Consider the following 24,757-nt stretch of genomic DNA (forward strand, 5'->3'; position numbering starts at 1 on the left):
CCCATCAGCGCAGGGCGACGCCCAAGAGACCGCGAGCATGGAGGGGCTCCTGGTTCGTGCGTACCTGCCACCTGTCCGGCTGCGCGTCGCGTTGATCGCCAACAGCGCGGGGGCCAAGGTGTCGCGCCTGCTCTCGCCGGACACTCCGCTCATTGTAGGACGCGCTCCAGAGGCGGGGCTCCGCATCGAGGACCAGAACCTGTCGCGGGAGCACGCCCGGTTCCTCCTCTCCGGCTCGCGGGTGCTGGTGGAGGATCTCGGCTCGAAGAACGGCACCTTCTTCGCCGGCAGCCGTGTCGCCCGCATCGAGCTCACGATCGGCGATGAGATCGTCCTGGGTGGCGTCGCCCTTCAGGTGCAGGCCCTTGGAGCCACGGGGGACTCTCTTGGCATCGTCCGGGAAGAGCTGATCCGGCACCACCTGGAGGAGGAACTCACCCGCGCCCAGCAGTTTCGCCGCCCCTTCGGTCTGCTCCTGGTGCGAGTGCTGTCCAGGGGAGGAGGCGCCACGGCAGAGCGGGAAGATGGCTCCTGGATCGAGGCCGTACGCAGTCACCTCCGCCCGGTCGATCTCATGGCGCTCTACGGCTCCAGCGCGCTCGAGGTGTTGCTGCCGGAGACCGGCGCCGAGGAGGTCCATCGAATCGCCCGCGCCATCGCGGCCTCGCGCATCGGCGGAGGCGGCCAGCTGCTCGTGGGCCTTGCCCTCTACCCGGCCTCCGGTAGCACCGCGGACGCGCTGTTCGAAGCGGCTCGAGAGGCCGCCCATCGGGCCTCGACCGAGCACCCCGTGGAGGGCGGCCCGGCGGCATTGCTCGCCCAGGGCGAGAGCCCGGAAGGAGCGCTCATCGCTGGCGAGGTGATGCGGCCGGTGCTCGAGACGGTGGCGAGTGTTGCCACCTCGCGCATCCCGGTCATCCTGCAGGGCGAGACCGGTACGGGCAAAGAGGTGTTGGCACAGTTGATCCACGAGAGCGGCCCGCGAAAGGGCCGGCGCATCGTCCGCGTCAACTGCGGGGCGATCCCCAAGGATCTGGTCGAAAGCACCCTCTTCGGGCACGAGCGAGGGGCCTTCACCGGCGCCCAGCAACAGCAGAAGGGCGTGTTCGAGGAGGCCGATGGCGGCACGGTCTTCCTGGACGAGATCGGCGAGCTCCCACCCGCGGCGCAAGCCTCGCTGCTGCGCGTCCTCGAGGTGGGTGCCTTCAACCGCGTGGGTTCGAACCGCGAGATCGAAGTGGACGTGCGCATCGTGGCGGCCACGCATCGCGACCTCGAGGCCATGGCGGAGGCGGGCACGTTCCGGTCCGATCTCTATTACCGGCTCAGCGGCGTGGTCATCGAGATCCCGCCGCTGCGTGAACGCCGGGATGAGATCGAGCCACTGACACGAAAGTTCCTGAACGCGGCCAACAAGGCCAATAACCGCCGGGTCGAGAGCATTTCTCCGGAGACACTCGCGCTCCTCAAAGCCTACGCATGGCCCGGAAATGTCCGCGAGCTGCGCAATGTGATCGAACGCGCGGTGGTCGTCACTCAGGGCGTGCTGATCGGGCCGGAACACCTGCCCGCGCGAGTGCGCACAGGGGAGCACCGCCCCGAAGCCGGTCCGAGCAAGGCCTCCGCTCCAGTGGGCCCGGAGCCAGATCAGGCCCGCGGAAAGGTGCAGCAGTTCGAGGCCAGGATGCTCCAGGAGGCCCTCGCCTCGACCGGATGGAATCGGGCGGAAGCCGCGAAGAAGCTGGGCATGGCGGTACGGACGTTGTCGTATCGGCTGAAGGTGCTGGGCGTGAAGAAGCCCGAGTAGCGTCTCCCCTGCGCCAACATGAGCCCGTCCCGATCCGACAACATCTTCGAGAGGCTGCACCCCCAGCGTCAGTTCTACACGAGCGGCGAGGTGGAGCGGCTCGAGCGCCAGCTGAAGGCCGAAGTGGAGCGCGGCGCGCTGGAGCGCATCCAGGTGGGCAAACGGGCCTTGGCGACGTTTCCAGAGGAGTGGTACCGCGAGCCGACCTCGGGCGTGGTGTACCGCTACGTGGCGCCCGAGTTCCCCGCACCGGGACTCTGGGAGCCCGTGGACAAGCCTCAGGACGGCTACTTCTTCCGGCAACAGCGCGCCATGTCCCGGACCCGGTCGAACAAACCCCTGCTCGGGCCGCTCTGTCCTCATGAGTCACCCTCCCCGGAGGAGTATTCGCGGCTGCTGCAGGCATTGGACTCGCGCTGGGCTCGGGGCGAGGTGGAGCGCGCCATGGACTGGAATGAGGGTCACCCCGTGACGCTCTTCCACCACCGGCCCACGGACGAGACCTACGTCCTCACGCCGCCCCGGACCTATGGAGAGCACGGGGGCTGGCGCAAGACCGACCTGTCCAGCCGGAATGGCACTTGGCCCGGGAGGCTGTGGCTCGACTGCCCGCCGCCGCCCTGACGCAACCGCGGCGTCCCTCCGCGCTGACGGTGGGAGCAATGTCCTCGGGGAATGGCTAGGGTCACGCGCATGAATGAGGCCCCCTCGGGTCGTCCTCCGTGGACCCTGCCCCCCATCCCCGCGGTGCTCCTGGCTGTCATCAGCGTGCAGGGCGGCGCCGCCTTCGCGAAGGAGCTCTTCCCGGCACTCGGGGCGGCGGGCACGGCGGGCATGCGCATCGGGTTGTCCGCGATCCTGCTGTTCGCGGTGTTCCGACCACCGCTCACGCGGCTCACACGTGCGCAGTGGGGCGCGGTCATCCCGTATGGGGTCGTGCTCGGCGCGATGAACCTGAGCTTCTACATGGCGCTCGAGCGCATCCCGCTGGGGCTCGCCGTCACGCTGGAGTTCGCGGGGCCCCTGGCGCTCGCGGTGTTCGGGTCGAGGCGCGCCTCGGACTTCCTGTGGGTGGTCCTCGCGGCGGCCGGCATTGCTCTCATTACACCGTGGCGGGGTGGAGTCGGCTCGCTCGATCTGCTGGGGGTGCTGCTGGCGCTCCTCGCGGGGGGATTCTGGGCCGCATACATCGTGCTCGGCGGGCGCGTCTCCAAGGTGTTCCTGGGCGGGCAGAGCGTCGCGACGGGAATGCTGTTCGCGGCCCTGACGGTCCTCCCCTTCTCGTTCGCGGAGGGACTCGCGGCACGCCTGACGCCTCCACTGTTCGCGGGGGGCCTGGCCGTCGCGCTCCTCTCCGGTGCGATCCCCTTCACCCTCGAGATGATGGCGCTGCGTGTGCTCTCGAGCCGCACCTTCGGCATCCTGATGAGCCTGGAGCCCGCGGCCGCGGCCCTCTCGGGGCTGGTATTCCTGCGCGAGCGGCTCACCGTGACACAGTGGCTCGCGCTGGTATTCGTGAGCGCCGCGTCCGCGGGGGCCGCTCTCACCGCGCGCCGCGTGCCTCCGCCAGTGGACGCATGAGCAGCCGTGTCGCTGGCTGTCGCGTCCAGGCCGCGATCAACGTCCGGTCCAGAATGCCTTATCGCCGTACTCCCACTTCCAGGGCACGCCCGCTTCACCCAGCACAAAGCTGGTCAGCCGCGGAAACGCGGCCTCGGCACGCACATCGTTGGCCAGGATCAGCACGCAGCGGCGCCCGCGCGGCAGGCACACGAGGGTATTGCCCGTGCTGTCGTTGTGGCCGCCCTTGAAGAACCCGCGCCCCTGTGGCCCGTCGAACACCACCACGCCCAGGCCCGCTGCCAGATCCCAGCGCTGCTGTTCCTGCGGCAGTTCGTCCTGCAGGGTGGGAAACTGGCTCCGGGTGGTGATCCGCAGCCGCGGCTCGGTCATCTCGGCCAAGGCCCGAGGCGACAAACCTTCGCCTCGCGCCAGCGCTGCCGCGAAGAGCGCCAGGTCCTGGATCGTGGTGTCCATCGAACCCGCCGCGCGTACGGTGCTGCGTTCGTCGTGCGGCTCCACGCTACCGTCGGTCTTCCAACCGTCGGCCAGGTTGCGCGCGAAGTCCGGCCGCCACCTCAGGCTGGTATTGCGCATGCCGAAGCGGTCGAACACGCGCCGCTGCAGCTCGGCTCCTACGTCCAGCCCGAGCCCGCGTTCGAGCACGAACTGCAGCAGGATGATCCCGTCACCGGAGTACGCGTAGCGGCTGCCAGGATTGAAGTGGATGCGCAGCCTGCCGTCGGGCTCGAGGAAGCCGAAGTTGGCGAAGCCCGCGCTGTGGGTGAGCAGGATCCGCGGCGTGATGGCCCTCCAGCGGTCGTCGTCGGCCAGGTGCGACCAGGTCGAGTACCGGTCTTCGTCCGCATAGTCGGGCAGCGGCCTGTCCAGGTACCGCGCGATCGAGGCGTCGAGGTCGAGGCGCCCCTCGTCCGCCAGCTGCATCACCAGGTAGGCGAAGACCGTCTTGGTGATCGAAGCGCCGTACATCACCGTGTCCGTCCTCAGCGGATCGCCCTTCGCATTGCGTGCCCCGTAAGCCCTGGCCGCCACCACACGCCCGTTGTCGATCACCGCGAGCGCCAGCCCCTTCGCGCCGGTCGCGGCCATCGCGCGCTCCACTTCGGCATCCAGCTCGGCCATGCCGGGGACGGGTGGCACCTCTCGGGGAACCGGCGCCGTGGCGCAACCGCTGGCGAACAGCACACACAGACTCCAGGCACGCAGCGTGTTCATGAGCTCGGCTCCCGACCGGTACTGGTTCGCCAGCAACGCTGGGAGCGCGCTTAACGCCTTTCCCTGCTGCCTATCAACCGTCCCGCGCGGCCCTCGGCCACTACAACCGTGGCAGGACGCCAGTCCACCCACGCGTGTTGCCACGGTGGCGGGTGTCCGACGCGTCCGCACGAGAGCAGGCGAGCGTGCTCCAGGGAGGAGTGCGCTCCCTCGGACTCGAGCCACCACCGGATTCGGCCAGCGGGTCGAACCCGGGGACGGCACGCCAAATGCTTCTCTCGTCCGTGGCGGTGTTGCCCACCCCCTTGCCCTTCGAGAGGTATCCCAGATGAACGACTCTTCGCCGCGCCCTCCTTCACAGCCTGCCCCCGCCCCCTCCTCGTCCTCTCGAGGCCTGACCCTGGCAGGGTTGGGACTCCTCGTGGCGAGCCTGATCGCGGGCGCGGCATGGTGGATCCAGCCGAGCACCCGCCCTACCGAGCGCGGCCCCCAGCCCGCGCCCGTGTCTTCCGCGGTCGCGGTGCCACAGGAGAAGGGTGAGCTGGGCCACGTCCCGCCTCCCCGCGTGGCACTCGACTCCCTCTCCTCCGACCCCGGGTTCGCGCGTTGGCTGCAGGAGGCTGGGCTTGTCGAGCGCGTCGTCGCGGCGGTGGCCGCCGTTGCCGAGGGCAACAGCCCCCGCGAGCCGCTCTCCTTCCTCGCTCCCCAGGGTGCATTCACGGTGAGCGAGCGCAAGACGGGGACCTTCATCTCCCCCGCGAGTCATGCGCGCTATGACGGAGTGACCCGCGTGTTCTGCTCTCTGGATGCGCAAGCGGTCGCGGGCGTCTATGCCACCCTGCGCCCGTCGCTCTCCGCGACCTTCGCCACCCTGGCTCGCCCGGGGGCTCGCTTCGACCAGGCGCTCCAAAGCTCCATCCAGAGCATGCTGGAGGTGCCCGTGGTGCGCGGCGAGGTGGAGGTGGTGCCCCGCGGCGCGGTGTGGGCGTACAAGGACGCCTCGCTCGAGGCACTCAACCCCGCCCAGAAGCACCTGCTGCGCATGGGTCCCCAGAACGTCGCACGGATTCAGGACAAGCTGCGCGAGCTGTCCAGCGCGCTCGAGTTGAAGCTGGCCCGGCGCTGAGCAGAGGCCCTCTTCCGTGGCAAGCTCGACAGCGTGCCACGGCCCAGAGCTGGCTTGCGGCGCGAAGGAGCTTCGCCCATGGACCCGCAGCATCGCCTCGTCCCCATCATTCCCTGCAATGACCTCGATGAGAGCCAGGCCTTCTATGAACGCCTCGGCTTCGAGGTGGAGTCGATCTACCCCACCCACGGTTATCGGATCCTGCGGGACTCGCGTGGCGCGAGCATTCATCTGACCGGCACGGTCCCTGGCTGGGTCGTTCCCGAGCGCAATTCCTACGGCGTCTACTTCTACGCCGAGAATGTCGACGTGCTTGCCGCCCGCTTCGGTCTCGAGGCACAGCACAAACCTTGGGGTCTCCGGGAGTTCGCTGTCTCGGATCCGAGCGGCACGCTCGTGAGAGTCGGCTGGCCGATCTAGCCGCGAATGGCGAAGCGCCGCCCAACTCGACAGCGAAAGCATCCGGTGCGCATGGACGCCTACGTCCCCATGGCCTCGCGCCGGTAAGCAGCGGGCGTGGTGCCGGTCCAGCGACGGAACGCCCGGTAGAAGGTGCTGACCTCCGAGAAGCCCAGCTGGAAGGCGACCTCTAGCACCTTGAGGTCCTTGTTGAGGAGCTGCCGCAGCGCGAGCTCCTTCCGCGCCTGGTCAACCACCTCTTGGAAGGTGAGCCCGCGCTCATGGAGCCGGCGTGACAGCGTGCGCGTGCTCATGCCCAGTTGGCGCGCCAGCGTCGCCGCGTCCGGCACACTGCCGCGCAGGGCTTGCCGAATGCGGTGGGCCAGATCGTCCACCCAGTCCACAGCCTGTGGAATCTCCTCCAGCCTGCGCTGCGCATACCGCTCCAGGAGCGCGGAGAGCTGGGGGTCCATCCCCTGGATGCGCAGGTCGAACACGGCCCGATCGAACTCGAAGTACACCTCGGGCTGGCTGAACCGCACGCCCGTGCCGAACACCTTCGTGTGCTCGGTGTCATCCACCGGGCGCGGGTACGAGAGGGAGACGGTGCGCGGCATGAAGGCCACTCCCGTCAGCTGCCGGCCGATCGTCACCAGCTTCGCCAGGATGAAGCCGGTCGCCTGGGGTGGAACCTCAAGCGAGGGTGCGGGCCGGTGGGAGAGGCGCGCCACGTCGCCCTTGAGCTCGAAGTGATAGCCGGCCGCGTCGTGCAGCAGGCGCTGCCAACGGATCAGCTTCTGGTAGCACGTGGCGAGGTCGGCGCTGTTGCGCATGCAGTACTCGACCAGCTCGAAGGTCCCGAGCGGCACCACCTGCGCCAGGCGGAGGCCCAGCGAGGCGTCACCGAGCCGGCGGGGGACGTGCTCCCACAGGTCGACGAGGAGGGCATGAGGCACCCGGGCATCGAGCACCTCGAGGAGCGCTGGCTCGACGCCATGGCGGGCCAGGAGATCGTCAACCCGTGCGCCGCGCGCCGCCGCTGCCTGGGCAAGCATCCGTACGAACACCATGGATGCCGTGGGTTGGGCTGCCAGGGGCTCGCGCCCAGAGCGGAAGCTTCGAGACGAGTTCGAGGAACACGAATCCATGGGAGACAGGCTCAGCACAGGCTCAGCACGGTGGCGAAGCATGCCAGTCTTCTGGCGGCCCCGGTCAATGTGGGCTCGGCCTCGCCCTGGCAGATTGGCGCTCGCCTCACCGGTGCGGAGCGGAGCATCCCGCTCATGCTCCTCACCCTTCCCTTCACACTGAGACACCCGCACACCTGAGTGTCTCGTGTGCCCTCGGAGAACGAACACCATGCGTCTTGGACTGCATCCGAATCATGGGCTTGGCTGGTTGCCCCGTGCGCTGATGGGGGGGAGCCTGCTGCTGGCCGTGGCTTGCGGCGGTGAGCTGCCTCCCGAGGAGGTGGCGGACCTGAGCACCCTCTCCTCCGAGCTGGACAGCTGCTCTCCCGACGTGACGCCTCCGGTGATTTTTTGCCAGCCCGAGGCCGGCACCCGGGAGTGCCTCGGCTACGGGTACATCATCCAAGAGTCCGACCTCTCCTCCCTCCCGCGCGACAACTGCGGGATCGGCTATGTGAACAGAGACCCCGTCAATACGCCCGGCGCGGGCACCTATCGGACCGGCGTCTCGGCGCAGGACATGGCGGGCAACTCCGCCGGCTGCTCGACGAGCTGGAGCATCATCGATACCCAGCCCCCGAGCATCACCCTGCGGGGCCCGGCGCAGCTGCTCCTGCCCTATGGCTCCCCGTACGTGGAGCAGGGCGCCACCGGCAATGACTCCTGCGATATCTATGGTGCCAACTATCCCATTCGGATCTCTGGCTCGGTCGACCCCCACATGCCAGGCACCTACCCCATCACCTACACCCTGTCGGACCGGGCCGGGCATGTCACCCGACGCACGCGTCTGGTGACGGTGCTACCCCAGGACTCCTGCACGGAGCAGCTCGCCGGGCCGGTGCTCGCGCTCCAAGGCCACAGCCAGGAGACGCTGGAGTGCGGCCGCAATGCCTGGAACGATCCGGGTGCGCTGGCCGCGGACGCGTGTGGCGCGGTGACGGTGCAGTCCTACAACTCGGGCCATGATGAGTACGGCCCAGGCCCCAACACGAGCGTCGAGGGGAACTACACGGTGCAGTACCTCGCCTGGAACGGTCAGGGGACGACGAGCGCCCTGCGCACGGTGACCGTGCGGGACACCGTGCCGCCCACGCTCCGGCTCCAGGGCGAGATGTACATGAGGCACACGTGTGGCAGTGCCTGGGTGGAGCCGGGGTACAGGGCCGACGACTCCTGCTACGGCAACGTGTCCTACTCCGTGCAGGTCTCAGGCAATGTGAACGGGTGGGCGGCGGGTCGGTACACGCTGACCTACGAGGCGAGGGATCCGGGCGGCCGCCGGTCCAACCTCCAGAAGCGCATCGTGGACGTCGTCAACTGTCCCTGGTAGCCCGCTCCGCCCGCCCGCGGCTTCAAGTCGTGGCCTGTGGCTCGTAGCGCTCAACGACGAAGAGCTGCTTGTGCCGGGGCTCACGGTTGAATCTCTCGGCGAGGAACTCCAGCGCCACCCGTGAAGCCCCCCGTGTCACCAGATAGCGGCGGCCATGATCGTCCTGGCGGACGAGCGCCCACCGATGCGGCTCCAACTCCGTCGGAGGTAGCGCGGGCAGCGGGCCCTTCTGCTCGAAGAAGTACGACTGCTTGTGCCCCCGCGCTTCCAGCAGCGAGGCGTAGCACCGCGCCGAGTTCTCCCGCGAGAAGCGCTCCAGGTCGAACCGGTTCCCCCGGTCATCAATCCGCCACAGCTGCCAGCCTCCTCTTCCCGCTCGGCGGGCCTCTTCCTCGGCCACGGGCGGGAAGCGCGAGAGCACCTCACAGTCGAAAGGCAGGTGAGCGACGATGTGCGCGAGCTCTGCGGTCTCGTCACCGACCAGCAAGAGGTCCTCCGTGACGAAGTTCTGCCAGAGCACGAACTCGAGGCCGCAGCTCGCGCGCAGCCACCACTGACGTCCGGGGGCGGGCGGCATGCCCTCCTCCCCCACGGCCGTCTCCGGAGCTTCTTCCTGCTGCGGCGCCCCCAGGAGTTCAAGAAACGGGCCCTTCGCGCGAATGCACCCCAGCTCGCGCAGTCCGCCCGAGGGTGGCAACCCCATTCTCTCGACGCGTCCAGGTTCATCCCGTGTGGAGGACATGGTCCCAGTGTACTCAGCCCGGGAGCCGAGGCGCATCGTCGGCTTCGGCATTCCACAGCGCAGCAGACTGCGCTCTCCCTGCCCTCAGTCCTCGTCAGTGACCCAAAGCAGGCCAATGCGGCCCGCGCCCACGACGACGATGCCGCCCTCGAAGGTGGCCGGAGTCAGGGCCCTGCCGCTGCCGTAGCCCCAACCGGTCTTGGGTGGCGAACCGTCCGGCAGCAGCACGGTGTGCAGGTCAGAGTTGCTCAGCAGACGGCGCGAGGGGCCGAAGAGTGCCAGAAACGCGAGTGCGCACTCCCGAGCGTGGAGGCGCTCTCGCTTGGGCTGGGCATAGGCCATGGTCTCGGACAACAGGTAGGTCAGCGTACGCACCGCCTCCTCATGGGTCAGCTCGTGCCACCCCGTCTGGCTCCAGTCCGGGCCCAGGGTGAACAGCTCCAGCTCGGAGAGGAACGCATTGAGCACCGGCGTCAGCTCCGCGCCAGCCTCCAGCTCGGGGGTGGGCAGCAGCCTGACCTCGAGCCGCTCCCAACTCTCGTCGGATTCGAGCATTTCCTGGAGCCGTTCCACCTCCCGTGACAGCGCTTCACGGGGAGCGAGGGGCACGGGCGAGGGGTCGCGCTCGGTCATGGGGCCAGAATAGCGCAGCTGCTGGGTGCGCTCTTGGCTCGACGTTAGGAGATACCAAGCCTCACCGAGCCCCTTGCCTGCGCCGCAACCGCCGCAGCACCAGGGGTAGGCCCAGTAGCGCCAGAGGGGCCAGAGCCGACATGCCGCTGCCACAGCCGCAGCCCCCCTCCGCCGTCTCGTCCCCGCCTCCAGGCCTCGTGCCCGCGTCGGCGCTCGTCCCGGAGTCGGGCGTGCCCTCGCTCGGGCCTCCGTCCGGGCCGGAGACCGAGCCATCCGGGTTTCCCGGCGTCGTCCCTCCGTCCTCATCCGAGCCTCCCGCGTCGGGCCCAGAGCTGCCCGCATCCGCTCCCGCGCCCCCATCCGGTGACGAACCGGCATCCGGCGTCCCCGCATCGACAGCAACGCACGAGCCGTCCTGGCAAGTGCCTCCTGGGCAGGCGGTGCCATCCGCCACGGAGGGGAAGGTACACGTCCCCATCGGGCTACAGGCCACGGTGTGGCACGCATCGGGAGGTGGGCAGTCCGAGTCCTGCCGGCACTGCGCGCAGGCGAACTCGCCATTCTGGTTCACACAGAAGGGCGTCGCCGCCTGGCAGGGGGTGCATGCGGCTCCGCAGTAGAGTTCCGTGTTGCAGGGCGAGCACAGCGCCGCGCTGTTGCAATGGGTGCCCGGAGCACAGCCGCTGCTTCCTGGCGCGTTGACGAACTGCCGCTCGCACTGCGTGCATTGCGTGAGATCGATCGACGAGGGGTGTCCTCGCTCGGTCTGATAGAACAGCTCGGGCGCGAAGAGCACGAAGCCCTGGTCCCTGAGATTGATGACGGGCGCCTGCTGTGCCGGGCGCTCGAAGTCCGTGAACGCGCCCTTGAGGAACGACATCTCGAGCGCGGCATGCTCGTAATTCTCGGTGTAGAGCACCTCGATACCGTAGAGCCCCGGCTGGTTGAAGACCACGCTGTTCGTGGTTCGCCAGGCGGAGAATCCAATCTGCGGTGGCCGGGTGATGACCGCGTAGGCCGTCTGGTTCCTGTCGAAGAGCGTCAGGCTGACGGAATCATCCGTGTAGAAGCCCAAATGCACCGGCTGGCTCACCCAGTCGTTCGGCACGGCAAGCAATCCACGCAGGCGCGTGGCGAAGGAGGTGGTGGTGCCGTTGTAAGCGAAGCCACAACCGCCAACGCCACAACCTGGTACCGCGTTGGTGAAGTCGCCGTAGCTCGCCTGCATCCCCGAGCTGTTGTTGTTCGACAGGTCCAGCGGCGTGCGGAGAACACTGGTGAGCCGAGATCCCGCCTGCGTCTCCATGAAGGCGTTGATGCCCGCGTTATAGGCCGCTGCGTTCTGGGGAAAATCGGCTGCGGGATTCTGGGAGCTGCTCGAGGCAGAGCAGAGCCCCGTCCCCTGCTGGTTTGGCAGCGGTGCGATGGGATCCCCAGTGAGGACGACCTGGATCGGCTGGGCCTGAGCGGAGTCAGGCGCCAACCCTCCCCCCAAGGCGACAAGGACGAACAGGGACACGCGGAAGGCTGACGACAGGAGCATGGCTGCCTCCTATCATCACTTGATGGGAGGACTCCCGTCGGTCGCGTCCCCATCCTTCCGCTCTCTCAGCCGAAGTTGAGTCTCGCGCACTTGTGGCCAGGAGCCGGCGCTCTCGTCGCTCTGCTTGACACTGCCGCTCCATGCCCCTCCCTCGCACGCAACAGTGCCCTGTCCCTCGCCCCATTTCTCAAAGGGAGAGCGATTGAGAGCTAGGGGGTGTTCTGCTTGGAGGCGGCGGGAATCGAAGCCGTGTAGGGGGTAAACCGGCCCGCTCTGAAAAACGGCGCCCCCCTCGGTTTCCCTCTGAAGATCGGCCCCTCGAAGCGTCCACACGCGTCCGCACGGGTCCAGTGGATTTGGTCCTTTTTTGGTCCCCAGGCCCGTTACCCGATCTGATCGTCCTACGGTTGAACGGGGTAACACAGGGCGGTGGAGCAGGAGCATTTCGCCCCTACTGAACCTCGTGATTCCATGGGTTTTCAGGCGGATGTCCCCTTGGAAAGCGCGCCTTGAGTGCTGTGCCGAAAGGGGACGAATGCCTTCTTGGCGAAAACCTTACCGGCGTGCACGGCGTGCACGAACAAGTTCTTCGATCCGTGCTTCCCAGCCCTTGATATGGATGACGCGATCAAAGTCCCCCTCGTTGCCTTTGAGCAGTTCTAGGCGACTCTTGGCGCTCAGGGTCTCCCAGTCCTCGTACATTACGTAGGCTGCGTTCCCATAATTGAGGCATTCAAAGACCACGAGATCATCCGCGAACTGCGCGCCGAAGTACCGGAGGAAGCCCGACGTGCCACGGAGCCAGTTCTTCGGATCCAGCTTCTTGAGAACCTGAAAGCGCTCAAAAAAGCGCTTTTCTTCAGCGGGCTCGGGTGTCTTGCCCTTGAAGAACGCTTTCACCAATTGGTCACGCGTTCCTGGTGGCAAGATCTCCCAATCGACCTTCACTGAGGCCGTAAAGTCCTTGTAGCTCGCGGTCGTTGAGACTACATCCACGTCTCCCACATTTTCTTGGAGCAGATTGAGCGCGAACAGAAGTTCATCTGGGTCGGTGTTCTTCCGGCGAAACACCTGGGACACAGCAAACTTGATCTGCCATTCCAGTTGCTCGCGTTGGCGTTCGCTCAGCACTTCGACCGCGATCGTGTGTCCACGCGCCGGGATGAACTCTCTCTGGTAGGCTTTGTAGCTCCGGGTCATGGTGTGCGTTCGGTAGTAGGAACCCCAACTCGGGGCCTCCCACGTCGCTGTCTTCTCGATTTTCGGCAGGTCTTTCCGAACAATCTCTTCACCATCAAGGTTGATGCGCGACGCTTTGCCGTTTTCAGGGGAGGGCAGGACGTCGTCGAGCACCTTCAACCCCTTCGGCGTGAGCGTGATCCCGAGGTGCGAATACATCCCCTCCGCAAGTTCCGACCTCTTAACCCAGAGCACACACGCAACCTGGAATTCATCGTCGGCCAAGTCAGTGATCGCTCGCACAATCGAATCCGGGATCTTCCTGAAACTTTGCTTCCACTCGCCGGCCATGCCGCCTCCTCATGTTACACCGTCGAACGCTAGCCCGGTTTCTAACATAAAGTGGCCCTCCCATCATGTGTTGAGGGGATAGAACATCGTCGGGCGTCTTGCTGCGTGGGCGTGCTCATCTCCGATCTCTCCTCTGGCGCCGGGGGCGCTTGGGCTCAGCTAGGAAGGCCAGCACGAGGCGCAAGATCAGCTTGAGCTGTAGACCTTGAAGCCGTCCCAGTAGGCGCAGGAGGCGCCGCACTTCCGGCGAGTGCGCCAGCTCGGGCGGTACTTCGAGCTGTGCCGCTTGCGGCAGACTGGCCACGGGGGCAAAGCCCATCAGCTCGTGAGGGCCACTTCGCAGGGCCACGCACAGCCGGAACAGCGTGGGCACGCTGGGAAGCATCTTCCCGCGCTCTAGCCGCCCGTAGACCTCCGGAGCCTTGCCGATGCTCGCGGCAAGGTCGGCCTGGGTGAACCCCGCGCGCATCCGCGCCGCTCGCAATGCCCTTCCGAGCGTTGCCCCGAGCCGTTGCTCTTGGCGCTTCGCGTCCCGAGGAAGCAGGGGACGGCGACTGCGGGCCTTGCGCCGAGCGAGGGCCTCTGCGAGCCGTGCTGTCTGGTGACCTTTCATCGCGGGAACCTCGCGCGCCGCGCCAGCACGAAACACCCAAGCCGGGTGCGCATGGCAGGGAGAGAGGCAGGCAGCCGATCAGCTCACCGGGCGCGGTGAACTGCCGCGACCAGGGGCGCCCCCAGGATGCAGGGCGCCCCCAGTCGCTTCGCACTGGCCACGCCGATCCATCGTGTGGCCAGTGGCGCGCGCTTCGATGGGATCGGTCTGTCCCCCCTCCAAGGTCAGAGGCAAGCCGATCCGTATCAGTTCGCCGCCCCCCGTCGCGACGAGGGCGTTAGCGCCGCGGCCGAGCTGGAAGCGGCGGCGATGGCTGCCGTCCTGGCGCGCGCCACGGGGCCGAGCTGGAGCTGTCCGACGTGGGCGCCACCGGCCCGAGCAGGACGCGGCGACGATCAGTCCCGAGCCGTGCTGGTGTCCTGAGCAGGGGACTTCACAGCGCCGTCAGCCGAAATGAAGCAATGGGTGGCCGGAGTGCAGAAGAGAGATCTCTCAGTAACCTCGCAGCAGATTTCGCCCTCTCCACACACGTCAGGTCCGCAAATCGCGGGATGATGTCGCTGCGCAGAGACATCATTGGCCTGCTCAGGATCTTCGACGCCACCGCATGCAGCCACGTTCAGTGCGAGGACGACAAGGGACAGCCTCATTTTTAGTGCCTCCGTTGTGGGTGTGACGGCGCAGCAGGGTAGCGTAAGGCAAGATTCACCGGCCACCATCAATCAGCAGAGAGTGTGCAATGCCAGAACCACGAGCACACCAAGCTTATCAAAGTGCATTTACGAGAATGGCGCGCGGGCGTGAATGCGAAATGCGCCCGCGAGGGAGCGCGGCGCCCGCGTCGAGGCTCGCCTGCTGCGCCGGTAGCCCGCGCGCGTCGGAGGGTGAATCGAAGCGGCGGCAATCGAACCCGCTCCGGGCGGTGCGAAACCTCTAGCGAAATCGCGCTCTCACCTCGATCAAGGGGTAGAGCGCCCGCCGATCTCGGGGAAGCGCTCGTAGGCCCGCAGAAGCGTTTCCAAATGAGCGGGCTTGTCGAGATCGAGCGGCGCATTCGTGAGCCGGACAACCCACCCGCTCGTCGCGGTGCGCAGCGAGCGCGCCAGCAGCTCGGCGTCGCGTGCGGGGTCCGGGAAACCGATGGCTTCTGCGGCAGCAGCCGACCAGTAATTCACCCATCCGAGGCGGTGCGGAATCTCTGGCGCTCGGATTTTCTCTGGGAGCTTGAGCGCTGGCAGCCCGCGCGGTGGGGGTTGCGGATTCGTCGCCCAGTTTTTCGTCTGGCGCGCGATATCCACTCCCGCACTGAACGGCGTCGCATGCCCCCAAAATGCGCTAGCACCTTCCGCGATGCTCACCAGCACCTCGGCAGCCGCCGCGATGCCGTCTCCGGTCAGGGGCAACACCGCATGAATATCAAGCTGGGCTTGGCCACCCGGCGAGTGGCCCGCAGGTAGTTCCAACCCAGTCACCGTAACTCGGAAGTCATCATCCCCGTTGCGGAGGAGTGGAAATCCACGCCCGTTTGGCCTTCCTCGGGCGAGCCATGCTTCTCGCTGCGGCACTGGGACGCGCTGCCCGTCACTAGAAATCGTCCACTCCAGGCGCAAGCCAGGAAGTGCGCGCTCCATTCCCTGAACAACTGCCAACGGGCGGCCATCATTGCCCACGAGGGCGGGCGCGTAGACGATAATGGCAAGTTCATTCTCTTGTGTAGCTGGCATCTCAGCACCACTTCATGACTTCGATGATTCCATCGAGATCCGGGGCCGCGAGTTCCAGAGCGGCTTTGTGCGCGAGGCTCCGCACGCCAACCCGGAAGTCAAATCCACAAGCCAGAGCGAGAGCGCGCTCATGCCGCAACTTCTCTACCTGACTCTCGACCACAATGGCTCGAAGGTCGGGCGGGTACGTGTCGAAATTGTCGGTCTTGACCTCCCACAGCGTGCGCGTGGCCAGTTGTAGCGCGTCAAAGTGCTTGCCATTGACGAGCACATCCCAGCCGGGAAAGCTGTTCTGCGGAATTGGGTCGGCGCATTCGTTGTGCGGATCATTGCCGCCCCGATGCGAAGCCCGCTTGGGCATGCATTCGGGGCGACGATCATGAGGATCCGAGGAGACTGGCGGGTCTGGGGGAAACCAATCCCTACCCAACGGGGACCCTTCCCGCTTGGCCTTTCGATTCGCGACGGATTCCTGCTCGTTGGATGGCTGTGCTTGGGTCTTGGGCTTCCCACGCTCGCGGGAGGCGTTCCGCTCATGCGCATCCAGTTCCTCTTTTATGGCGACTGCCACCGCCACCACGCCAACAACAATCACTGCTCCGACGACGATCTCAGGTGCCGCAAAGACACAGAGCCCCATGCCCACGGCAGCTGCCCCTGCGGAGGCGACAGCGCACCTTCCTGTGACATCGCGGAACTTGACCCGATCACGGTCGAGAGCGTGGTAGCACTTCTCTACCAGGCTCGACCATTCGTTGGAGGCTTCTTGCACCACGCAGTGCCCATCATCCGTCCAGGGGTACTGCGCCGCCCGCTGAAGGTTGGCGATCCTCGCGTCCTGGGCGAGTGGCACTGTCGGGCTCGGCTCCATCGTTGCGCAGGCCGAAAGAAGTAACAGAAGTGCGATGCAGGCTCGGTGCAGCATGGTCGCGACCTCACGGAAGGGATTCTGCCTGCGTCGTTCGACAGCGAGTGCGCCCGAGTTTGGCAGCACGCCCCCTTGGAGCGCCAGATCCTCAGAAATGCCGAGCGATGCACTCGGCCCACAACACACCAGGCTCAGAGAACACCTGCTCGGCACTTGCATCCATCAACACCCAGCCTCCTCGAGCAAGCTCCTGTTCGAGCTGTCCCGGTCGCCATCCCGCTACACCTGCAAAGGTGAGCGTATCGCCTTCCAGTGCCACTCCCTCGCGCCAGGAGAGCCCCTCCAAAATCCGCCGCGCCCCTTCTGGGTTCTCTCGCGCCCGAATCAGCGTCGTGCGGCGCTCGGGCGTCACCGGGCCTCCCCAGCGCATCACGTCCGCGGGTAGCGGCGTGTCTTGAGGCGTCCGCAGCCGGTTGAGCACCAGCCCCCACGTCCGATCCGGACCTACCTCGATCAAGAGCACCACCGTCTTGTCGAAGTTGCGGTCCACCCGGCCCGGTCGCGCTACGAGGAACAGGCCTGCACGTGGCGGACGCGAGGCGCGCTCCTGCTCCTGAAGCCAGTCGAACACCCTGGGCAGGACGCCGAGCATCAGCAGCGCGGCGACGACCACCAGGGTGAACAAGAGCCTTGGGGAGGGCGGCCTCACGCCCGGAAACGTAGCACCGTGACGGGCACTCCCCTGCTCCGGGAAGAAGTCCGGGTCCGCTATGTTCCCTCCGGCCCTGAGGGTGCTTCATTCGGCGCCTGCGGAGGAGCGTATGGGTCGGCGATGGCTTCGGTGGGGACTGGGCATGCTGGCGGTCGGCGCTGTGGCTCTCGCAGCCGGGCTCGCTTGGTGGCTCCGGCCGCTGTCGGCGCCACCTCCTTGTGAGCCCGGCACGGTGGACCCTGAACGCCTGAAAGCCCACGTGCGTGCTCTGTCCGAGACGTTCCACCCTCGGGACTCCCTCCACCCGGAGAACCTGGAACGAGCCGCGACCTATCTCAGCGAGCACCTCTCCCGGGCCGGTGGTCAAGTGGACTCCCAGACCTACCGCGTGGGCGACACCCGCTACCGCAACGTCATTGCTCGCTTCGGTCCCGAATCGGCGGAACGCCTCGTCATCGGCGCCCACTACGACACCGCAGGGCCGCTGCCGGGCGCGGACGACAATGCCAGCGGAGTCGCCGGCCTGCTCGAGCTGGCCAACCTCCTGGGCCAGCACCCACCACCGGTGCGCGTGGAGCTCGTGGGCTTCACGCTGGAGGAGCCGCCCTACTTCCGCACCGAGCACATGGGCAGCCGGGTTCACGCCAAATCCCTGCGCCAGGCCGGGGTGAAGGTTCGCGCCATGCTCTCGCTGGAGACCATCGGCACCTTCACGGACGCCCCGGATAGCCAGCACTACCCCATCCCTCAGCTCCGGTGGCACTACCCCTCCACCGGAAACTTCATCGCCGTCGTGGGTGAGCTGAACGATGGCGGCCTCGTTCGCCAGGTCGCCACGGCGATGCGCGCGGGTGGCCCCCTGCCCGTCGAGTTCCTCAACGCTCCCGCCAGCCTCGAGGGCATCGACTTCTCCGACCACGCCAGCTACCAGGCCGAAGGCTACCGCGCCGCCATGGTCACCGACACCGCCTTCTTCCGGAACCCGCGCTACCACGAGCCCACCGACACCTGGGACACCCTGGACTACGCGCGCATGGCCCAGGTCATCCAGGGCGTGCATTGCGCCGTGCGGGAGCTGACCCGACCCTGAACCGCGGGGCACCCCGGTTGACGCGCAACCGCACGGAACGATAGGGGGCAGGGCCGCTTCCCTGTTCCTCGAAAGGCCTCCGCTCCCATGCGTCTCGCCATCGTCCTGCTGACCCTTGCCGCCAGCTCCGCCCTCGCCCAGGGGACTCCCTCCGCGCAGGCCAAGGCGGGCGCCAACTCCACCATCACCGTGCGCTGCATGGATGACTGCTCCGTGCGGTTGGATGGCAAGGCCGGCATGCGCAAGGACCCGCGCACCTGGGAGTTCAAGGACGTCGCCCCCGGCCAGCGGCGGGTGGAGGCCACGGGTGGCTTCCTCAACCGCTCCCTCTACAACGGCTACGCCGACGTGCCCGCGGGCATGCGGGTGATGGCGCAGATCAGCAGCAGCAACCGGCTCACCATCACCGAGAGCAAGCCCCTCACCGAGGAGAAGGAGGCCAAGGTCACTGGCACCACCCCCTCCGTGCTCACCATGCGCTGCCCCAAGCAATGCACCGTGTCCGTGGATGGCGCGCGCAAAGGCGCGGGCCAGTCTCAGCTCGTCGTCGTACGCGACCTCCCCCCGGGTGAGCACACCATCGAGGTGAAGTTCGTGCTCGGCACCAAGATGGTGCGCAGCCAGCTCGACATCCCCGCCGGCAGCGAGGTCTTCGCCACCGCCACCGAAGGGGGCATCACCATCACCAACAGCAAGCCGCTGGGCAAGTAGGGCCTCAGCCCCGGCAGAGTTCTCCGAGGATGCGCACCGCCTCCCGCGCCGCCGCCTCGGGCCGAACGCTCGTGTCCGAGATGCCAGCGATGACCCGGGTGAGATCGTGATCCACCGGGCGCTCCTTGCCCGCCCACCCCTGCCCCGTGGGCGCGGTGAGGTACGCCGAATAGCTGTGGTGCCCCGAGCCCGGGCGCTCGCCCACCACGTGGATCAGGGCCCTCGGCAACGTGTCCGCCGCGTCTCCGAAGAGCAGCTCGCCGATCTGGTAGCCCGCTCGCACGCGCCCGTAGCGCACCACCAGGTGCTCGGATGCCACGCGGTAGTTGGCCGCCTCCAGCTCGCGGCGCAGCGACTCCAGGAACGGTGCCAGGTGCCCCGCATCCATGAGCGAGCGCGGATCCAGCCCGTCCGAGATGACGAGCTGCACGTCCCACTTTCCATCCCGGCCAGAGCGCAGCGCCTGCACCTCGCTCACCGACTCCACCGCCAGCCGCTCGCCCGACACCGGATGGAGGATGTAGTCGCGGCGATCCGCCGCCTGGGTGCGCAGCCGCACCGCCTGGGGAATCGTCTCGATGAAGGCGGCCGACAGCTCCGTCCAGATGCCCCGCTTGGCGTCCTCGTAGTGGCCGCGCACCTCGCGATCGAGCCCGGGCTCCAGGTCCCACGGGTGCTCGCCATACCCCGTCGCCAGCGCTACGCCGCGCGCGCGCACCTCGGCCATCTGCCGCTCGGCCTCCGCCAGCAGCTCCGCCTCCGGGCGCGTGTCTCCCTTGCGCCGCCGGTACTGTGCATAGACCCAGCGCGGGTCTCCGAAGTGCTCCGTGGGCTTGCCCTGCGCGTCGATGACGCCCAGCTCCTGGAAGAAGGCCCACATCCGGTCATCCACCTTCAGGCCGAAGCGCTCGCGCAGGCGCACGTGGTCCTGGAACGCCGTCGTCAGGTAGCTGAGCATCGGATCATTGCGCGTCGGCAGCGCCATCAGATAGCCGGGGCTCGCCGGGGCGATCTGCTCCTGGCACCAGCCCAGGTCATCCAGCGACACGTCCATGTGCAGCGTGGAGCAGATGTCCAGGCCGATCATCAGCCCGTGCAGCTTGCCCATGACGATGTCCTCGAGGCAGCAGCGCACCAGCTGCTCCTTCGAGCGGAACACCTCCGGACCGATGAAGCCCGCCACGTCGTTGACGTGGACCCAGGGCGCCGCCACCTTCCCCGCCCCCATCTGCGCCAGCGCCACGCGCCGCTTCAGCGCCCGGGCGAAGCCGTACTTGCGCGACTCCAGCAACACCATGTCGCAGCCGGCGTGCTGCCCGTTGGTCGCGTCCGCCCCCTGCCCCGTCTCGAAGTAGAGCCCAAATCGGCCCGTGCGCCGGGCCGCGTGCTCCACCATCCGCTCCAGGGTGACGTCGAAGGTGCGGTTGGCCGCCTCGGTGCCCGCGATGCTCTGGAACCAGATGCCCGTGGTGCCCGGCTGCAGTTCCTCCACCCGCGCCTGGATGTCGATGTGCGACAGCACGCAGTGGGGCATCACCTCTTCCAGCCCGAAGGTGACGAGGATGTCGTGCAGCGCGGCCTCCACCGCTCCCACCGACTCGGGCGAAGACGACACCGGGTTGGTGCCCAGCACCACGTCCCCCAGCGCGAAGGACCAGCCGTTGAACACCTGCCAGCGGATGTCCTCGGGGTGATCCGTGGGCGAGTTGGGCTGGATGCGCGCCCCCAGGTAGCCCCGCGCTCCCAGGTGGCTGCCCGGCAGCGGGTGGAACACCTTGCTCCCCACGTGGGTGAGCTCCGCGTCGCTCATCAGCTTGACGACGCAGGCGATGGCGTCACTGCCCAGCCCGCGGCAGGCCGCCTTGATCTCCTCCTCCCGCGCCGAGAGCAGGAAGTCCTTCAGCTGCCCCACCGTCCAACTCGCCGTGGACGCGCGAGCCTCGGCGTCGATCGCCTCCAGCATGAAGGCGTACAGCCGATCCTCCAGCGGTGGGTGCGCATGGAGATCTCCCAGTCGGGTGCGCGAGAGCAGGGCCCGGGCGTTGGCGCGGGACACCTCATCCGCCGCCGCCACGCCGATGGCCTCGTCCCCCTCTTTATATGCGTTGGCCGCTCCCAGCAGCTGCTGGTACAGCCGCGGCTCGAAAGCCCCCCGGACGCGCTGGAGGTAGCCGAACACATCCTCCTCGGGGCGGACCTCGGGGATGGAGACCCCACGCTCCACCGCGCCGCGCTTGGGAAGCGCGGCCTCATCGGCGGGAAGGCTGGGGGTAGAGAGCTCGGGTGCGGATCGCTGAGGCTGAGTCATGGAGACCCCTTCAACCGCTGAGTCCCCGGCAGGTTAATGAGGGGGACGGCGGGCCGCCATGGCTGCCTCTCCTCCAAGCAGCCACTACTGAACTCAAGGAATTCCCGGCGCTTCTCCCTACATCATGCGGGACCAGGGCCCCATGAGCTCCTGGGACTCGTCCAGATGCCGGGGGGGACGCGCCCTCCGGGGGCTCGGCGTGGTGAGCTGGGCCGCCCGGTTGGCGGGCGGGTTGAAGTGGACGACTTGGGGCAACCTGGGCCCATCCACCGAATAGAAGCGGGGTGGCTCCGGCACGAGGATGCGACGCGACGCCTGCCCTCCCTCGCTTTGCTCCCAGGCGAAGGCCCGCGACGCCCAGACCATGCGGTTGCCAGCGGACATCGTCGCCATCAGCTCCGCGCTCAGCGCTCCCCCGCTTCGCGGGCGCTCGTCCGGGATCTTCGACAGCAGCCGAAGGATGACGGTGCCCAGACCCCGGGGCACCCTTGGGTTGATCTCCCAGGGAGCCGGCGGCATCCGCAGCTCGGCTTCCCGGTGGAGCTGATCCAACGACAGGCTCGGAGAGAACGGCGAGTGCCCCGTCACCAGCCAGTAAGCGGTGGCCCCCAGGGCGTACAGATCATCGGAGGGCCGGAAGTAATAGCGCAGGCCGCGCCGCCCCCAGTTCACCCGCAGGAAGCGCAGCGCCTCGGGGCTGCGGAACACCAGCGTCTCCGGCGGCAGGGGCATCTGCGTGAGGGTGTCCGCCCCCTCGTTACCGCCCGCCCGCAGGTCCAGCAGCACCGGCTCCCCATCCTCGTCCCGCACCCGGATGTTGTCCGGGCGGATGTCGCGGTGCCAGGTGTCCCCGCCGTGGATGTGGTCGATCGCGAAGGCCAGCCGGCTCATCAGCGCGACCACCTGCAGGAAGGTGGGGTTGACCTTCTCCGCCCACCCCGGAAGGGCCTGGCCTCGGATGTAGTCCCGGACGACGAAGAAGAAGCCTTCGCGCGAGCGCGGCCAGCGCCCACACGCGTGCAGCCTCACCACGTTGGGATGGGAAGCCTTGAGCCGCGCCGTCCACTCATCAAAGTGGCCCTCGGACTCGCGCAGCGACATCTTCAAGGCCAGAGGGTGGCCCGGGTTGCGCACGTCCTCCACCCGGTAGATGGCGCCGTGGCCCCACCGGCCCAGTTGCTGGAGGATGCGCCAGTTCCCCACCAGCGTCCCAGGCGTCAGCTCATCTGGGCGTATGGGGGAGAACACCATGTCCATTGTCGGGAACCCCAGGTGGCTGAAATTCTATGTATTGTATCAGACCTATCAGGTCCACCCAACCTACCCGCTCTTATAGGGCACTTAACGACGGGACGCCCCCTCATACTTCCCTTCTGGTCGCTGGGTTACACTCACTCCGCGTGGAAGGCGGACTGCCCAGAAGATCCCGTGGTTTTCAGGGGCTCGGGGATTCCCTGTCACCAAAGACAGAGCTGTCTCAGCGGCCCTGCGCGCCCGAGTGCAACGACTCGATGGCGCGAGCCAGCAGAGGAGCGATCGACACCACCTCTACCGGCACAGGGAGCCGCTCGGGCCTGGGGACGCTGTCGGTGGTGAGCAGGCGGCGCAAGGAGAGGCGCTGGAGCCGCTCGATCGCGGGGCCCACCAGCAGCGCATGGCTGGCCACCACGGTGACGTCCGGGGCGCATCCCGCCTCCAGCAGGGCCTGCACCGCCGCCTCGATGGTGCCGGCGGTGGAGATCATATCGTCCACGAGGATGGGCGCGCAGCCCTTCACCTCGCCGGTGATGTTGTGGGCCTGCACCTCGGAGCCGCTCATGCGGCGCTTGTGCACCACGGCCACCGGCAGCTTCAGGTGCGCCGCGTAGCGCTCCGCGCGCTTCACCGCCCCCAGGTCCGGAGAGACGATGACCGAGCGGGGAGCCGCCGTGCCGCGCAGGTGCTCCGCCAGGAGCGGCATGGCGCTCAGGTGCTCGACGGGGATGTTGAAGCAGCCCTCCACGGCCGGGCTGTGCAGGTCCACCGAGATGAGCCGGTCCACGCCCGCGGCCCGGATCATGTCCGCCACCAGCCGCGCGCCCAGCGGCTCACGCCCCGTCTCCCGGCGATCATGCCGGGCATAGGCGAGGTAGGGCACCACGGCCGTCACCCGCGCGGCCCCCCGGCGCCGGCACGCGTCCACCAGGAGGAGCAGCTCCATCAGGTGCGAGTCCACGGGCGGCCCCAGGGGCTGGAGCAGGTAGACGTCACAGCCCCGCACCTCCTCGGCCACCTCGACGTGGTGCTCTCCGTCCGGGAAGCGGTCGACGACGCAGCGCCCGAGCTCCAGACCGAGCACCTTCGCGACGGCCTCGCCCAGCGCAGGGTGGGATGAACCGGACATCAGGGTGACGCGCATGGAGACTCCCGGAGCAGGACTGCAGGCTCGGCATTGTGCCGTCCCGACGCGGTTCGATCACGTTGATCCTCGCGGGCGCCGCCAACGCCTGACATCATCCCCTGAACCGCACCGAGAGAGGAGCCAAGACGTGAGTCACGAGTGGTTGACGGCATTCTGGGCCAAACACATCGGGATGCCGGCCTCGTGGCCCTTCGTGCTGGGGGTCGTCACCTCCATCATCGTGCTGGGCGAGTTGACCTATCGGTTCGTCTTCTCCGCGCTGCACCGCTTCTCCCAGCGGACGCAGACGCAGCTCGATGACCTGCTCGTGCGGCGGATGCGGCTGCCCGCGCGCGTGCTGCACCTGTTCATCGCCTTCCACGCCTTCCTGGCGCTGCGCGGCATCGAGAACGAGGTCGTCCGCACCGCCGTCTCCATCGTCGAGCTGCTGCTCGTCGCCTACCTCATCATCGAGGCGCTGGAGACCTTCGTCCTCCACTACTGGCTGGGGGAGCGCAAGGGCATCGAGGTGCCCGAGGTCGTTCGGCACCTGTTGCTGCTGGTCGTCTACACGGTCGTCGTCCTGTCGATCGTCGGCTCCGTCACGGGCATCAACGTCATCCCGGTGCTCGCCACCTCCACCGTGGTGACGGTGGTGCTGGGCCTGGCGCTCCAGGACACCCTGGGCAACCTGTTCGCGGGCCTGGCGCTCCACGTGGAGAAACCTTTTGGCCCCGGCGATTGGATCCTCGTGGATGGGCTGGAGGGCCAGGTCGTCTCCATGGGCTGGCGCTCCACCCACCTGCGCACCTTCTCGTGGGATGTCGTCGTCGTCCCCAACTCGATCATCGCCAAGGCGCGCCTGCAGAACTTCTATGCCCCCGACAAGGTCTGCGCGCGCAACGTGGAGTTCCTCGTGCGGCTGGACGCCTCGCCCGAGGTGGTCGAGCGGGTCGCTCGGCAAGCCTGCGAGTCGCGCGCCGAGATCCGCAAGGAGCCCGCCCCCAAGGTCTGGCTCGTGGGCATGACGCCCTTGTTCCAGCGCTACGTCGTCAAGATCTGGATCGATGACTTCGGCCGCCACGACGACATCGAGTCCGATCTGTTGAAGGCGCTCTTCCGCGGCTGCCAGACCGAGGGCATCGCCTTGCGCGAGGGCGCGGTGCCCGCCCTGAGCGCCGAGGCGGGCTCCACGGCCATCGTTCCCGCGGTGCGCCCGCGCTGAACGGGCCGGCTCCGTCCTCTCCGAGCA

Annotated in this window: 22 protein-coding genes; 9 read left to right on the plus strand and 13 right to left on the minus strand. The window is 67.6% G+C overall.

The genetic code is table 11. The annotated features are described in order from the left end of the window. Positions 1 to 37: 37 nt before the first annotated feature. The 3 genes from SYV04_RS00810 (at position 38) to SYV04_RS00820 (ending at position 3,388) form a co-directional block, all read left to right on the plus strand. On the plus strand, positions 38 to 1,807 hold the full coding sequence (locus tag SYV04_RS00810) for a sigma 54-interacting transcriptional regulator (RefSeq protein WP_321543620.1): 1,770 nt from the start codon (positions 38 to 40) through the stop codon (positions 1,805 to 1,807). A gap of 18 nt (positions 1,808 to 1,825) precedes the next feature. Further along, entirely contained in the window at positions 1,826 to 2,431 is a 606-nt protein-coding gene (locus SYV04_RS00815; protein ID WP_321543621.1) for a hypothetical protein, read from the plus strand. A 69-nt stretch (positions 2,432 to 2,500) separates the two neighbouring features. After that, positions 2,501 to 3,388, plus strand: a complete 888-nt coding sequence (locus SYV04_RS00820) for an EamA family transporter (protein WP_321543622.1) — start codon at positions 2,501 to 2,503, stop codon at positions 3,386 to 3,388. Positions 3,389 to 3,424: 36 nt separating this feature from the next. On the opposite strand, the gene SYV04_RS00825 is transcribed toward SYV04_RS00820, so the two are convergent. Then, a complete protein-coding gene (locus SYV04_RS00825; RefSeq protein WP_321543623.1) occupies positions 3,425 to 4,603 on the minus strand; it encodes a serine hydrolase domain-containing protein in 1,179 nt (392 codons plus the stop codon). 421 nt (positions 4,604 to 5,024) lie between these two features. On the opposite strand from SYV04_RS00825, the gene SYV04_RS00830 reads away from it, so the two are divergent. Both SYV04_RS00830 and SYV04_RS00835 read left to right on the plus strand, forming a co-directional pair. Beyond that, on the plus strand, positions 5,025 to 5,729 hold the full coding sequence (locus SYV04_RS00830; protein ID WP_321543624.1) for a DUF3014 domain-containing protein: 705 nt from the start codon (positions 5,025 to 5,027) through the stop codon (positions 5,727 to 5,729). Between the two features lie 78 nt (positions 5,730 to 5,807). Beyond that, complete coding sequence (locus SYV04_RS00835; protein WP_321543625.1) at positions 5,808 to 6,149, plus strand: VOC family protein; 342 nt, start codon at positions 5,808 to 5,810, stop codon at positions 6,147 to 6,149. 59 nt (positions 6,150 to 6,208) lie between these two features. On the opposite strand, the gene SYV04_RS00840 is transcribed toward SYV04_RS00835, so the two are convergent. Next, a complete protein-coding gene (locus tag SYV04_RS00840) occupies positions 6,209 to 7,183 on the minus strand; it encodes an AraC family transcriptional regulator (protein WP_321543626.1) in 975 nt (324 codons plus the stop codon). Positions 7,184 to 7,487: 304 nt separating this feature from the next. On the opposite strand from SYV04_RS00840, the gene SYV04_RS00845 reads away from it, so the two are divergent. Continuing rightward, positions 7,488 to 8,651, plus strand: a complete 1,164-nt coding sequence (locus tag SYV04_RS00845) for a DUF5011 domain-containing protein (RefSeq protein ID WP_321543627.1) — start codon at positions 7,488 to 7,490, stop codon at positions 8,649 to 8,651. A gap of 22 nt (positions 8,652 to 8,673) precedes the next feature. Here the strand turns inward: SYV04_RS00845 and SYV04_RS00850 are convergent, their stop codons facing one another. The 8 genes from SYV04_RS00850 to SYV04_RS00885 all read right to left on the minus strand — a co-directional run bounded on the left by SYV04_RS00850 (position 8,674) and on the right by SYV04_RS00885 (position 17,013). Continuing rightward, the gene (locus SYV04_RS00850) at positions 8,674 to 9,354 is read right to left on the minus strand and encodes a hypothetical protein (protein WP_321543628.1); all 681 of its coding nucleotides are present in this window, start codon (positions 9,352 to 9,354) and stop codon (positions 8,674 to 8,676) included. A gap of 123 nt (positions 9,355 to 9,477) precedes the next feature. Beyond that, positions 9,478 to 9,948: a hypothetical protein gene (locus SYV04_RS00855; protein WP_321543629.1), complete on the minus strand. Its 471-nt coding sequence runs from the start codon at positions 9,946 to 9,948 to the stop codon at positions 9,478 to 9,480. Positions 9,949 to 10,087: 139 nt separating this feature from the next. After that, positions 10,088 to 11,569, minus strand: coding sequence for an outer membrane exchange protein TraA family protein (gene traA / locus SYV04_RS00860; RefSeq protein ID WP_321543630.1), 1,482 nt, complete (start codon positions 11,567 to 11,569; stop codon positions 10,088 to 10,090). Positions 11,570 to 12,124: 555 nt separating this feature from the next. Further along, the gene (locus tag SYV04_RS00865) at positions 12,125 to 13,099 is read right to left on the minus strand and encodes a hypothetical protein (RefSeq protein WP_321543631.1); all 975 of its coding nucleotides are present in this window, start codon (positions 13,097 to 13,099) and stop codon (positions 12,125 to 12,127) included. Positions 13,100 to 13,214: 115 nt separating this feature from the next. Continuing rightward, entirely contained in the window at positions 13,215 to 13,583 is a 369-nt protein-coding gene (locus tag SYV04_RS00870) for a helix-turn-helix transcriptional regulator (RefSeq protein WP_321543632.1), read from the minus strand. A 1,088-nt stretch (positions 13,584 to 14,671) separates the two neighbouring features. After that, positions 14,672 to 15,436 (minus strand): DUF5953 family protein, encoded by a 765-nt coding sequence (locus tag SYV04_RS00875; RefSeq protein ID WP_321543633.1) that lies wholly within the window; start codon positions 15,434 to 15,436, stop codon positions 14,672 to 14,674. 1 nt (position 15,437) lies between these two features. After that, complete coding sequence (locus SYV04_RS00880) at positions 15,438 to 16,361, minus strand: DUF6310 domain-containing protein (RefSeq protein WP_321543634.1); 924 nt, start codon at positions 16,359 to 16,361, stop codon at positions 15,438 to 15,440. 91 nt (positions 16,362 to 16,452) lie between these two features. Next, positions 16,453 to 17,013, minus strand: a complete 561-nt coding sequence (locus SYV04_RS00885; protein ID WP_321543635.1) for a YqgE/AlgH family protein — start codon at positions 17,011 to 17,013, stop codon at positions 16,453 to 16,455. 262 nt (positions 17,014 to 17,275) lie between these two features. Here SYV04_RS00885 and SYV04_RS00890 point away from each other — a divergent pair, with 262 nt between their 5' ends. Further along, positions 17,276 to 18,106 carry a M28 family peptidase gene (locus SYV04_RS00890; RefSeq protein WP_321543636.1) on the plus strand — a complete coding sequence of 277 codons (831 nt, stop codon included), beginning with the start codon at positions 17,276 to 17,278 and terminating at the stop codon, positions 18,104 to 18,106. 87 nt (positions 18,107 to 18,193) lie between these two features. Next, the gene (locus SYV04_RS00895) at positions 18,194 to 18,817 is read left to right on the plus strand and encodes a hypothetical protein (RefSeq protein WP_321543637.1); all 624 of its coding nucleotides are present in this window, start codon (positions 18,194 to 18,196) and stop codon (positions 18,815 to 18,817) included. A gap of 4 nt (positions 18,818 to 18,821) precedes the next feature. Here the strand turns inward: SYV04_RS00895 and eutB are convergent, their stop codons facing one another. The 3 genes from eutB to SYV04_RS00910 all read right to left on the minus strand — a co-directional run bounded on the left by eutB (position 18,822) and on the right by SYV04_RS00910 (position 23,523). After that, on the minus strand, positions 18,822 to 21,125 hold the full coding sequence (gene eutB / locus SYV04_RS00900) for an ethanolamine ammonia-lyase subunit EutB (protein WP_321543638.1): 2,304 nt from the start codon (positions 21,123 to 21,125) through the stop codon (positions 18,822 to 18,824). A 117-nt stretch (positions 21,126 to 21,242) separates the two neighbouring features. Continuing rightward, on the minus strand, positions 21,243 to 22,376 hold the full coding sequence (locus SYV04_RS00905; protein WP_321543639.1) for a serine/threonine-protein kinase: 1,134 nt from the start codon (positions 22,374 to 22,376) through the stop codon (positions 21,243 to 21,245). A 226-nt stretch (positions 22,377 to 22,602) separates the two neighbouring features. Further along, positions 22,603 to 23,523, minus strand: coding sequence for a ribose-phosphate diphosphokinase (locus SYV04_RS00910; RefSeq protein WP_321543640.1), 921 nt, complete (start codon positions 23,521 to 23,523; stop codon positions 22,603 to 22,605). Positions 23,524 to 23,653: 130 nt separating this feature from the next. Here SYV04_RS00910 and SYV04_RS00915 point away from each other — a divergent pair, with 130 nt between their 5' ends. Then, positions 23,654 to 24,730, plus strand: a complete 1,077-nt coding sequence (locus tag SYV04_RS00915; protein ID WP_321543641.1) for a mechanosensitive ion channel family protein — start codon at positions 23,654 to 23,656, stop codon at positions 24,728 to 24,730. Positions 24,731 to 24,757 lie beyond the last annotated feature (27 nt).

The sequence above is a fragment of the Hyalangium ruber genome, assembly GCF_034259325.1.
GTDB lineage: Bacteria > Myxococcota > Myxococcia > Myxococcales > Myxococcaceae > Hyalangium_A > Hyalangium_A rubrum.